Source organism: Crossiella sp. SN42 (genome assembly GCF_023897065.1).
Lineage (GTDB): Bacteria > Actinomycetota > Actinomycetes > Mycobacteriales > Pseudonocardiaceae > Crossiella.
Map to the genome: position 1 here is coordinate 1 of NZ_JAMHIV010000035.1, position 11,241 is coordinate 11,241.

The 11,241-nt window shown below is 73.2% G+C and carries 12 protein-coding genes; 4 read left to right on the forward strand and 8 right to left on the reverse strand.

Annotation, left to right across the window (positions count from 1 at the left end; all coding sequences use genetic code 11):
* Positions 1-39 precede the first annotated feature (39 nt).
* Positions 40-1,140: a D-alanine--D-alanine ligase family protein gene (locus M8C13_RS34330; protein ID WP_252484947.1), complete on the reverse strand. Its 1,101-nt coding sequence runs from the start codon at positions 1,138-1,140 to the stop codon at positions 40-42.
* 23 nt (positions 1,141-1,163) lie between these two features.
* The gene (locus M8C13_RS34335) at positions 1,164-2,633 is read right to left on the reverse strand and encodes a PLP-dependent aminotransferase family protein (protein ID WP_252484948.1); all 1,470 of its coding nucleotides are present in this window, start codon (positions 2,631-2,633) and stop codon (positions 1,164-1,166) included.
* On the opposite strand from M8C13_RS34335, the gene M8C13_RS34340 reads away from it, so the two are divergent.
* Positions 2,632-3,327 carry a pyridoxamine 5'-phosphate oxidase family protein gene (locus M8C13_RS34340; RefSeq protein ID WP_374213256.1) on the forward strand — a complete coding sequence of 232 codons (696 nt, stop codon included), beginning with the start codon at positions 2,632-2,634 and terminating at the stop codon, positions 3,325-3,327. The two genes, M8C13_RS34335 and M8C13_RS34340, sit on opposite strands and share 2 nt — an antisense overlap.
* On the opposite strand, the gene M8C13_RS34345 is transcribed toward M8C13_RS34340, so the two are convergent.
* Positions 3,300-3,779, reverse strand: coding sequence for a cysteine dioxygenase family protein (locus M8C13_RS34345; protein WP_252484950.1), 480 nt, complete (start codon positions 3,777-3,779; stop codon positions 3,300-3,302). The two genes, M8C13_RS34340 and M8C13_RS34345, sit on opposite strands and share 28 nt — an antisense overlap.
* A gap of 216 nt (positions 3,780-3,995) precedes the next feature.
* Positions 3,996-4,904 carry a LysR family transcriptional regulator gene (locus M8C13_RS34350; RefSeq protein ID WP_252484951.1) on the reverse strand — a complete coding sequence of 303 codons (909 nt, stop codon included), beginning with the start codon at positions 4,902-4,904 and terminating at the stop codon, positions 3,996-3,998.
* 73 nt (positions 4,905-4,977) lie between these two features.
* On the opposite strand from M8C13_RS34350, the gene M8C13_RS34355 reads away from it, so the two are divergent.
* Positions 4,978-5,637, forward strand: a complete 660-nt coding sequence (locus tag M8C13_RS34355) for a type 1 glutamine amidotransferase domain-containing protein (RefSeq protein WP_252484952.1) — start codon at positions 4,978-4,980, stop codon at positions 5,635-5,637.
* A gap of 44 nt (positions 5,638-5,681) precedes the next feature.
* On the opposite strand, the gene M8C13_RS34360 is transcribed toward M8C13_RS34355, so the two are convergent.
* The 3 genes from M8C13_RS34360 to M8C13_RS34370 are packed head-to-tail and all read right to left on the reverse strand — an operon-like array spanning position 5,682 to position 8,547.
* Positions 5,682-6,794, reverse strand: a complete 1,113-nt coding sequence (locus M8C13_RS34360) for a cystathionine gamma-lyase (RefSeq protein WP_252484953.1) — start codon at positions 6,792-6,794, stop codon at positions 5,682-5,684.
* The gene (locus tag M8C13_RS34365) at positions 6,791-7,798 is read right to left on the reverse strand and encodes an NAD(P)H-dependent glycerol-3-phosphate dehydrogenase (protein WP_252484954.1); all 1,008 of its coding nucleotides are present in this window, start codon (positions 7,796-7,798) and stop codon (positions 6,791-6,793) included. The genes M8C13_RS34360 and M8C13_RS34365 overlap by 4 nt, the downstream gene beginning before the upstream one ends.
* Positions 7,798-8,547 (reverse strand): 1-acyl-sn-glycerol-3-phosphate acyltransferase, encoded by a 750-nt coding sequence (locus tag M8C13_RS34370; RefSeq protein WP_252484955.1) that lies wholly within the window; start codon positions 8,545-8,547, stop codon positions 7,798-7,800. Before M8C13_RS34370 ends, M8C13_RS34365 begins: the two co-directional genes overlap by 1 nt.
* A 100-nt stretch (positions 8,548-8,647) precedes the next feature.
* Here M8C13_RS34370 and cofC point away from each other — a divergent pair, with 100 nt between their 5' ends.
* Positions 8,648-9,280, forward strand: a complete 633-nt coding sequence (cofC, locus tag M8C13_RS34375; RefSeq protein ID WP_252484956.1) for a 2-phospho-L-lactate guanylyltransferase — start codon at positions 8,648-8,650, stop codon at positions 9,278-9,280.
* A gap of 47 nt (positions 9,281-9,327) precedes the next feature.
* On the opposite strand, the gene M8C13_RS34380 is transcribed toward cofC, so the two are convergent.
* Complete coding sequence (locus M8C13_RS34380; protein ID WP_252484957.1) at positions 9,328-10,926, reverse strand: hypothetical protein; 1,599 nt, start codon at positions 10,924-10,926, stop codon at positions 9,328-9,330.
* Positions 10,927-11,017: 91 nt separating this feature from the next.
* Between M8C13_RS34380 and M8C13_RS34385 the strand changes: the two genes are divergently transcribed.
* Complete coding sequence (locus M8C13_RS34385) at positions 11,018-11,218, forward strand: hypothetical protein (protein ID WP_252484958.1); 201 nt, start codon at positions 11,018-11,020, stop codon at positions 11,216-11,218.
* The last annotated feature ends 23 nt before the right edge of the window (positions 11,219-11,241 follow it).

The following is an 11,241-nucleotide window of genomic DNA, read 5'->3' on the forward strand; positions in this document are numbered from 1 at the left end:
GGCTACCGCGGGCGGGGCTTTGACGACACGGCCTATCCGTCAGCGCAAGCCGGTGCCGCGCGCGATCGCGGTGTCGATCAGGGTGCTCAGCAGGGTCGGGTAGTCCACGCCGGTGACCGCCCACATCCGCGGGTACTGCGAGACCGGGGTGAAGCCCGGCATCGTGTTGACCTCGTTGACGATCAGCTGGTTGTCCTCGGTGAGGAAGAAGTCCACCCTGGCCAGGCCCTGGCAGTCCAGCGCGTGGAAGGCGGCCACCGACTGGCGGCGGATCTCCTCGCAGACCTCGTCGTCGACCTTGGCCGGGAAGTCGAACTCGCACGCCTTGTCCGCGTCGATGTACTTGGACTCGAAGTCGTAGAACTCCACGTCGCCGACCACCCGGATCTCCGAGGGCAGGGACGCCTCCACCCGGCCGTCCGGGAACTCCAGCACGCCGCACTCGATCTCGCGGCCCGCGATCCCGGCCTCCACCAGCACCTTGGGGTCGGTCTCCCGAGCCAGCGCGATGGCCGCCTCCAGCTCCTCCCAGTCGCTGACCTTGGACACGCCGATGGAGGAGCCCGCGCGGGCCGGCTTGACGAACACCGGCAGCCCGAGCCGCTCCCGCTGTTCCTCGGTCAGGGTCTTGTCGCCGCGGCGCAGCACCACGTACTCGCCGTTGCGCAGCCCCTCGGCGGCGAGCAGCTTCTTGGCGAACTCCTTGTCCATGCCCGTCGCGCTGGCCAGCACGCCCGCGCCGACGTAGGGCAGCCCGGCCATCTCCAGCAGGCCCTGGATGGTGCCGTCCTCGCCGTAGGCCCCGTGCAGCACCGGGAAGACCACGTCGACCGCGCTGAGCACCTCGCCGGCCCGGTCCGCGGACAGGTGCACCAGCTCAGGGCGAGTGGGGTCGGCGGGCAGGGCGAGCGCGCCGCTGGAGCCGTCCACCTCGGGCAGCACCCGGCCCTTGATCTCCAGCGCCGTGGGGTCGCTGGCGCCGAGCACCCAGGCGCCGTCCCGGGAGATGCCCACCGGGATGACCTCGAACCGGTCCCGGTCCAGGTGGGTCAGGATGCTGCCCGCGGACACACAGGAGATGGTGTGCTCAGTGCTGCGGCCGCCGAAGACGACCGCAACCCTGGTCTTGCGCTGCGTCATGGGCCCCGACCCTACCCGCGCACTCAGGGCGACCGATCCGCCCACATCGCGTGCGGCTGACTGAGCAGGTCGACCAGGGTGGGCAGGGCGGTGGTGAGCTGGGCGCGGGTGCAGTTGGTGTAGCCGACGGCCAGGCCGTGCCAGCGCGGGGTGGCCTGGTGGTGGCGGGCCAGGCCGTCCAGGGCCAGGCCGCGGGTGCGGGCCGCCGCGAGCACCGCGCGCTCGGTGTCCAGGGAGTCCAGCAGCACCACCACGTGACCGCCCGCGGAGTCGCCGAAGATCGGCGCGCCGGCCACGGAGAGTGCGGAGACCACCAGCTCGCGCCGCTCGGCCAGCTCCCGGCGCAGGCGGCGGAGGTGGCGGCCGAGGTCGCCGTTGCGGGCGAGCTGGACCATGACCTGCTGGCCGGCCGCGGCCGGGCAGATGCCGCACAGGTTGCGGTGGTCCAGCACCGCGCGGGCCACCTCGGGCGGGGCCACCATCCAGCCGACGCCCAGGCCGGCGGAGAGGATCTTGCTGGTGGTGCCCAGGTGCACCACCACGTCCGGGGCCAGCGCGGCCAGCAGCGGCAGCGGGGCCACGTCGTAGCGCAGCTCGCCGTCGTAGTCGTCCTCGATGACCAGCCAGCCCTCCGCCCGCGCCCGCCGGACCAGCTCCACCCGGCGCGCGGCCGGCAGCCGTCCGCCCAGCGGGTACTGGTGCGCGGGCGAGCAGTAGACCGCGCGGATGCCGCTGGGCAGCGCGTCCACCACCAGGCCGTCGGCGTCCACCTCGGCCGGGACCACCCGCATGCCCGCGGCGCGCAGCGCGCCGACCGCGCGCTGGTAGCCGGGTTCCTCGATGGCCACCGTGTCACCCGGCGAGAACAGCGCGCCGGCCAGCTCGGTGACCGCGGCCGAGGTGCCCAGGGTGGCCAGCACCGCCTCGGCGGGGGCGTCGCCCGCGCCGACCACCAGGCCGCGGTGCCGGAGCAGGTGCTCGGCCACGATCTCCCGGTAGGCGAGCAGGCCCGCGCGTTCCGGGCGCGGCATGACCGGCACATCCCCGGCGGCTCGCCAGGCGCGGCGCCAGGCCGCCCGGTCCACGCCACCGGCCAGCGAGGCGCCCGGCACCAGGTCGATCAGGCCGGCGTCCTCGGCCTCGGCCGCTCTGGCCGGGCCCGCGCTGGGGGTGACCGCGGGCGGGGTGGTGGTGACGTAGGTGCCGGAGCCGCGGCGGCCGCCGATCCAGCCCTCGGCGTGCAGCTGCTCGTAGGCGGCCGCGGTGACCGTGCGGCTGACCTGGAGGCGGCCGGCCAGCGCGCGGGTGGAGGGCAGCCGGTCGCCGTGCCGGAGCTGGCCGGTGGCCGCGGCCCTGCGCAGCGCGTCGGCCAGCTGCACGGCCAGCGGGGTGCCGTTGCCCCGGTCCAGCACGATGGGCAGTTCGGCGGGCAGCGCGGAGTCGAGCACGGTGAGTGGCCTCTCAGGTTCACCCGGTATTGGCACTGTGAGCATGCCAGTTACGCCTCGAATACTAGGTGCCGTGACCACTGACGCGCTGTCCCCGACCGGCCGCAGCACCATCCGCCGCGGCAAGGAGCGAGCCCGCACCGACCGCGCCGAGCTGCACGCCCTGCTCGACGGCGGCATGTTGTGCCACCTCGGCGTGGTGCTCGACGGCGCGCCGCTGGTGCTGCCCACCTGCTACGGCCGCGACGGCGACACCCTCTACCTGCACGGATCCTCCGGCGCGGCCAGCCTGCGCGCGGCTGAGGGCACCGAGGTGTGCGTGACCGTGACCGAGCTGGACGGCATCGTCTACGCCCGCTCGGTGTTCCACTTCTCGGTCAACTACCGCAGCGCGGTGATCCACGGTCGCGCGGTGCCGGTGACCGGGGACCAGGCCCGGCTGCACGGCCTGCGCACGCTCACCGAGCAGGTCGCCCCCGGCTCCTGGGACCACGCCCGCCTGCCGAACCGCCGGGAGCTGGCCGCCACCACGGTGCTCGCGCTGGACCTGGGCGAGGCCGCGGTGAAGATGCGCTCCGGCCCGCCCGGCGACGACGAGGCCGACCTGGGCACGCCGGGGGTGTGGGCCGGTGTGCTGCCGCTGCGCCGCGCCTGGGGCGAGCCGGAGCCCTGCCCGCTGCTGTCACCGGATGCCGTGCCCCCGGCGCACGTTCAGTCCCGGACCGGGCCGATCGCGTAGTCCATCCGGTAGCGCGGCATGTCCCGGCGCCGGCCGTCGAAGACGTGGACGCTCACCGCGGGATCGGGCCCGTCGTTGATCACCTGGTGCACGTACTGCGGGCCGAAGACCCTGGTCTGACCGGCGGTGAGGGCGTGCACCAGCTCCACTGGGCGGCCGTTCTCGCCGAGCCGGGCGACCCGCTCCGCGAGCACCCCGGTGACCACGGTGAAGGCGCCGCTCGTGCCGCCGTGGTCGTGCAGCTCGGTGCGCTGGCCGGGCAGCCAGCTCATCAGCCAGATCTCGTGGTAGTCGGTGCGCTCCAGCAGCGCGGTGTAGCGCTCGATGGGGTCGTAGCGGAGCTGGTGTCCCCAGCGGGAGCGGTCGGCGGCCACGTTCATGGCGATGCGGGCCGGGTGCGCGGCGGCGCGGGTGGCGTCAAGGGCAACGGTGTTGGGCGGAACAGCGAACACGACGAGATCCTTCGAGCTGAGGGTGGTCGGCGGGCGGCAGACGGCCGCGATCACGCCGAGAAGTGCACTGCGGCGGGGTCTTTCAGCAGGAAGGACAGAGCGCGCTGGCTACCCGCAGGAGGTCGATGGGACCCCTCCGGTGCGAGGATGCGCGACTGGTCACGCGGAGAATGGAACCAGCAGGGCCGGAGCGGGGTCAAGCCGAACGACGGGATCTCACAGGGTGGGCCACAGTTTCGCCCGGTCGAGTAGCTGCCGGTAGGCCAGCGCCACCACCGGGTCGGCCAGCCCGCCCACCCTGGTGGCCAGGAACCCGGTGTTCAGCGGCGGCACCTCCGGCTCGTGCAGCAGCTCCACCGACCCGGCGGCCAGCGCGGGCTCGGCCACGTACCTGGGCAGCACCGAGACGCCCATCCCGGCGACCACCGCGGTGAGCACCGCGCGCAGGTCGGGCACCACCACGGCCAGCTCGTTCGGCGGCCGCCTGCCGAAGGCACTGCGCCAGTACCGGCGGATGATCGGCAGTTCCTCGGCGTAGGCGACCAGCGGCAGGTGCGCCAGCGCGCGCACCGGGTCCTGCGCCAGCGCCTCCGCGCGCACCGTCCTGGCCAGCGCGGGCGGGCCCACCAGCAGGAACTCCTCGTCCACGAACGGGGTCGCGGCCAGGCCGCGCTGGGTCGGCCGGACCGCCGAGACCACCAGGTCCAGGCGTTCCTCCAGCAGCGCGGTGAGCAGGTCGGCGGCCAGCCCGAACTGCACCCGCAGCCGCAGGCCGCGAGTGGTCAGCGGGACCAGCGCGGGCAGCACCCGCAACGTGGTCAGCTCGGCCGGTCCGCCCAGCCGGAGCAGGCCGTGCCGGGCCAGGCAGGCCTCGTCGGCCGGGTCGAAGGCGCCGCGCAGCTTGTCCACGTGCGGCGCGATCTGGCTGGCCAGGGTGTCCGCCCTGGCCGTGGCCCGCACGCCCTGGTTGGTCCGCTCGAACAGCTGCTCGCCGAGCTGCCGCTCCAGCCGGGCCAGCTGCCCGCTGACCGCGGGCTGGGACAGGCCGCGCCGGGCGGCGGCCGCGGTCAACGAACCGGTGCGGTGGATCTCCAGGAAGGTGGCCAGCAGGTCCAGTTCGGGCACGGCTCCTCCAGCCATAAGTTTCGTGATGGCGACAGCATGCGCGAGCAGGCGCTCCGGGCCTAACTTGGCGGGCATGACGAAGAAGATCCTGATGGTGCTGACCGGCGCCGACACCCTCACCCTCGCCGACGGCTCCGCGCACCCCACCGGCTACTGGGTGGAGGAGGCCGCCGCCTCGCACCGGGTGTTCCGCGCGGCCGGGATCGAGGTGGACATCGCCACCCCCGGCGGCGTCACCCCGACCGCCGACCCCGGCAGCAAGGACGGCCAAGAGGAGCTGGTGGCCTACCTGGACGGCCTCGGCGAGGCGCTGACCAAGCCACTGGACCTGGCCGCGGTGTCCCTGGCGGACTACGACGCGATCTACCTGCCCGGCGGCCACGGCCCGATGACCGACCTGGCCGCCGACAGCCACCTTGGCGCGCTGCTGACCCAGGCGCTGGCCGCGGACAAGCCGATCGGCGCGCTCTGCCACGGCCTGGCCGGACTGCTCAGCGCGGGCGAGGCCTTCGCCGGGCGGCGGCTGACCGTGTTCACCGACGCCGAGGAGCGGCAGGTCCTCGGCGAGCGCACCCCGTGGTGGCTGGAGAGCGCGCTGCGCGAGCGCGGCGCGGTGGTCGAGGCGGGCGAGCCGTGGAGCAACAACGTTGTGGTGGACGGCAACCTGGTCACCGGACAGAACCCGCAGTCCACTGTGGACACCGCGAAGGCGTTCGCCACGAAGCTGGCCTGATCCTCCACAAAGGATCAAGGTCGTGTCCGCGGAGCGGACACGACCTAGCTGGTCGCCATCTCCAGCGCCACCACGATGTCGGTGACCAGATCCGCGGTGTCCTCGCACCCCGCGGACAGCCGCACGAACCCCTCGGGCACGGCGTCGCCCCACTGGGCGCGCCGGTCCGCGGTAGTGTGCAGGCCGCCGAAGCTGGTGGTGGCCGAGACCAGCTCGCTGGCGGCCAGGAACCGGTGCACGGTCTCCTTGTCCGGCAAGGTGAACCGGAGCACGCCGCCGAACCGGCTCATCTGCCGCTTGGCGATCTCGTGCGCGGGGTCCTCGGGCAGTCCGGGCCAGCGCAGGTCGGTGATCGCCGGGTGCGCGCGCAGCGCGGTCGCGATCGCGTGGGCGTTGTCGGCCTGCCTGCGCAGCCGGAGGTCCAGGGTGCCCAGGCCGCGGTGGGCCAGCCAGGTCTCGAACGGGCCCGGGATCGCGCCGCTGAGCTTGCGGCCCTGGGCCAGCCGGGCGTACAGCTCGGGGTCGTTGGTGGAGAGGTGGCCCAGCAGCAGGTCGCTGTGCCCGGACAGCGCCTTGGTGTCGCTGGCCACCACCACGTCCGCGCCCAGCTCCAGCGGGCGCTGGCCGAGCGGGGTGGCGGTGGTGTTGTCCACGGCCACGACCGCGCCGGTCTCGTGCGCCAGGTCGCTGAGCACGCGCAGGTCGCAGACGTCCAGCAGCGGGTTGGACGGGGTCTCCAGCAGCACCAGCCGCACGCCCTCGAACACCTCGGCCGGCCACGGTCCCGGCGTGGCCACCTCGCGCACCCGCACGCCGAACTGGGCCAGCTCCGAGTGCACCAACTGCCGGGTGGCGTAGTAGCCGTCGGCGGGCAGGACCACCGTGTCGCCCGAGCGCAGGGTGGCGCGCAGCAGTCCGGCGATGGCGGCCATGCCCGAGGGGTAGACCAGGCTGCGGCCGCCGTCCAGCGCGCCGATGGCCTCCTCCAGCAGCTCCCAGGTCGGGTTCTCCGCGCGGCCGTAGGTGTTGCCGGACGGGGTGTCCGGCAGGTGGTAGACCGAGGAGAACACCGGTCCCGGCACCAACGGCTGACCCGGCACCGGCGTCGGCACACCCGCGTGCACACAGCGGGTCCCGTCCCCCCACTCTTCATTCACTGGCGTTCGTCCTTCTGCGCCCGGCCCAGCAACTCGGCTGCCATCTTCAGCGGTTCCAGGCCCTGGTGGCAGACCCGGTACACGCCATCGGTGATCGGCATGTCCACCCCGTGCCGCGCGGCCAGCTCGCGGATCGAGGAGCAGGACTTCACGCCCTCGGCGACCTGTCCATGAGTGGCCTCCTGTGCCTGGACCAGGGTCTCGCCCCTGCCCAGCCGGTCGCCGAAGGAACGGTTGCGGGACAGCGGGGAGGCGCAGGTGGCGACCAGGTCGCCGAGCCCGGCCAGGCCGGAGAAGGTGAGCGGGTCCGCGCCCAGCGCCAGGCCCAGCCGCGCGGTCTCGGCCAGGCCGCGGGTGATCAGCGCGGCCATCGTGTTGTCGCCGTAGCCCAGACCGCCCGCCATGCCGCAGGCCAGCGCGATCACGTTCTTGCACGCGCCGCCCAGCTCGCAGCCCACCACGTCGGTGTTGGTGTAGGAGCGGAAGTAGTTGGTGAAGCAGGCCCGCTGGAAGGCCACCGCGCGCTCGGCGTCCGGGCAGGCCACCACGCTCGCGGTGGGCTGCTCGGCGGCGATCTCACGGGCCAGGTTCGGTCCGGACACCACCGCGACCTGCGAGGCGGGCACCTGCGCGACCTCGGCCACCACCTCGCTCATCCGCTTGAGCGTGCCCAGTTCCACGCCCTTGGCCAGGCTCACCAGGGTCGCGCCCGGCGGCAGCGCGGGCCGCCAGCCCGCCAGGTTCTCCCGCAGGGTCTGGCTGGGCACCGCCAGCACCACCGCCTGCGCGCCGTTCAGCGCGGCCAGCGGGTCCACAGTGGAGCGCAGCGTGGCGGGCAACGGGATGCCGGGCAGGTAGTCGGGGTTCTCACCGCGCTCGGTGATGGCCGCGGCCACCTCGGGGCGGCGGGCCCACAGCACCACGTCCCGGCCGGCGTCGGCGAGCACCTTGGCGAAGGTGGTGCCCCAGGATCCGGCGCCGAGCACCGCGATCCGCTGCGGCATCACTTCTCGCCGTCCTGGGGCTCGTCGTCCTTCTTCTTGCGCACGGTGTAGAACTCCGTCGGCGCGGTCTCCCCGCGCACCTCGGCCAGCAGCGAGCGCACCTCGCCCATCAGGTGGTCGGTCACCTCGCGCAGCAGGTCCCCATCCACCTCGCGGCCCTGGTAACGGGACAGGTCCAGCGGCGGACCGGCCTTCACCGTGACGGTCTTGCGCGGGAACAGGCTCAGCTTCTTCTTGTACCGGTCGAAGACCAGGTGGGTGTTCCAGTGCACCACCGGCACGCAGACCGCCTCGCCGTTGAGGCAGCGGTCCACCGCGAGCCGCCCGACGCCGACGTGCGAGTGCATCGGCCAGACCTCGGGGTCACGGGTGATGGTGCCCTCCGGGTAGATCACCACCACCTTGCCCTCGCCCAGGGCCTCCAGTCCGGACTGCAGGCTGCGGCGGGCGTCCACCGAGCCGCGGTGCACCGGGATCTGGCCGGAGCCCTTGAGGATCGCGCCGAGCACCGGGACCTTCCACAGGCTGGCCTTGGCCAGGAACCGGGGCACCCGGCGGGCGCAGCGCACGAACACCGCGGTGTAGACCGGGTCCAGGTAGGAGATGTGGTTGGCCACCACCAGCACCGGCTTGTCGAACGGGATGTGCTCGAGTCCGACGAACTTCCGCCTGGCCAGGATCCTGGTCAGCGGGAAGAAGATCGCCGCGGCCAGCCCGACCCAGAAGCCGCCCTTCTCCTTCTTGGCCACCCTGATGTCTCCTTCGTCTCACCGATGCCGTGTTGCCTCGTCTTGCTGCCGCGAGTCTTCCCCGCGAGGGTGGGGAAGGTCCAGTTGGGAGGATGGTGGGGTGTCCAACCGTGTCGATCTCGTGGTCCCGGTGAAGGTGCTGCTCCGGGCCAAGTCCAGGTTGCTGGGCGCCGCTGACAACGGCGCAGGCGACCGGACCGCGCATGAACGCCTGGCCCTTGCCCTGGTCACCGACACCATGACCGCGGCCCGCGCGGCCGAGCGGGTGCGCCGCCTGCTGGCCATCACCTCGGATCCGAACGTGGCCGAGGTGCTCACCGGCCTCGGCGTGGAGACCGTGCCGGACGTGCCGGGCGGCCTGAACGCGGCGCTGGCCTACGGCGCGGACCTGCTCCGCCAGGACCACCCCGGCGCCCGGATCGGCGCGCTCCAGGCCGACCTGCCCGCGCTGCGCCCCGAGGAGCTGGACGCCGCGCTGGCGGCCGCCCCGGAACGGGCCTTCGTGCCGGACCGGCAGGGCACCGGCACCACGCTGCTGCTGGCCGGTCTCGGCCCGCTGGACCCGCGCTTCGGCCCCGGTTCCGCCGCCGCGCACGCGGCCTCCGGCGCGGCGGAGCTGCTCGGCCCGTGGCCCTCGCTGCGCTGCGACGTGGACACCGCCGAGGACCTGGTCGCCGCCGCCGCGCTCGGCCTCGGCGAGCACACCGCCCGCCTGCTGGCCCCGGCCGCATAGCCGCGAGGGCGGCCCCGGCCGGGACCGCCCTCGTCAGTGGTGACGCCTCAGCAGCAGCTGGCCGCGCCCTCGGTGCAGCCCTGGCCGCCGCGGCGCAGGACCATCGGGCAGGCCCAGCCGTAGTCCGGGTCCGGGGCCAGCGGCAGCCGGTTGGAGCGGTTGGTGGTGGTCAGCACCGCGTCGTCGACCGGCTTGGTGGTCTTGAGCACCACCTCCTGACCGGCCTCGCGGGCTTGGTCCGCGCCCTTGGTCAGCTTGACGATCTCCACGCCGCGGGCGATGTCGGCGATGTAGGCCCGGCCCTTGTGCCAGTACGGCGAGAAGGAGACCGCAGCCTCCGGCCGGTAGTAGGCGATCTGGAACGGCCGCGCCGGGTCGCTGACGTCCAGGAACCGGGTGCCCTGGCCGTAGAAGGAGTAGGCCACCACGCGGTCGTGGATGTCGAAGTAGTGCGCGGAGCAGCCCGCGTCGGTGATGGTGCCCTCCTGGTCGTGCGGGCTCCACACGCTGACCGTCTCCAGGTGGAACGGCTTGGCCTCACTGGCCTGCCAGGACTCGCCCTTGCCGGAGCCCTTCAGCGAGGAGATCACGAACCGGCCCTGGTTGGCGCAGGTCGGCGAGCCGAAGGCCTCCTCGGTGTGCAGCAGCAGGCTGCCCGCCGGGTGCTTGGCCGAGGGCTTGGGGCCGTCGGCCAGCCGCGAGCCGACCGGGCGGATCGAGTTGTGGCTGAACGCGGTCGGCATGTCCTTGCTGGGCACGCCGCCACCGGCGTACGGGATCGGGTTGACCGCGGTCGCCTCGCGGAACTTCTTGGTCAGCGGGTCGAAGTGCCAGCCGGAGGTGCGGTAGCCGCGGGTGCCACCGGTGCCCGCGACCCAGGCGATGCCCGCGGCGTCCACCTGGACGTCGTGGGTCATGTGCGTCTTGCCCTGGTTGCGGTTCAGGTCGACGTAGGTGGTCGCGGTCTTGGGGTTGCGCGGATCCCTGATGTCGGTGACGAAGATCTTCCCGGACCGCTTGTACAGGTCGGGATCGGTCGGGGGCGTGCCGTCGTAGCCCGCGGTCCACAGGTACTGGCAGTCATTGATGCAGGTCGTGGTGTGCCCGGTGCCCATCTCGGCGAAGCTGACCAGCTTGAGGTCGGCCGGGTCCTTGGCATCCAGGATGTAGACCCCGGTCGGCCGCGGCCCGCTGGGCTGGCGCCCGAACGCGGTGCGCTCACGGGCCATGAAGACCAGCTTGCGCTTGTGGTCGACGTCGACGTCCTCGTTCTCCCAGAACCGCTTGCTCACGTCGTCGCCGGGCAGCGCCAGCGCCGAGTTCTCCAGGTGGTCCAGGAACACCGGCTTGTCCGGATTGGACACATCGTAGGACTTGAGACCGAACTCACCACTGACGAACATCACCTCCCGCTGCCGCCAGCCGGTGCGGTAGGTGGAGTAGTTGATGGAGATCGCGCCCTTGGTCTCGGGCAGGCGGTCGACCACCTCGACGTTGGCCGAGGCGGCGGGCAGCTCTGGCAGGTCTTCGGCGGCGGACTGCGCGGCGGACGGCGGCGCGACCGGCGAAGCCGGGTTCGCGGCGGCGAATCCACCCCCGGTCAGCGCGGTCGCGAGCGCGGCGGTCAGCACCACGAGTGTCTTCATCGTGCGGAACCCCTCTTCCTGAACAGCTGTCCTCGCACCCTCGCAGTGGCCCAGGCCAGCGGCAACAGCCGTTAGTCGTAGGCTGTTCGGCATGGCGGAACAGGCCACCGTGCACACCAGGCACGCCGACGGCTCGCTCACCGTGCTGCGCGATGACGGCCTGCTGGTGGACGCCCCGGCCGCCGCGGTGCTGGCCGGCGGCTGGCTCGCCCCGCGCCCTGGGCAGCGGGTGACCCTGGAACGGGTGGACGGCCAGGTCGTCGCGGTACGCCCACCGGTTCCGCCGGCTTAATCGGAAGTTCACGCCGTAGCGGG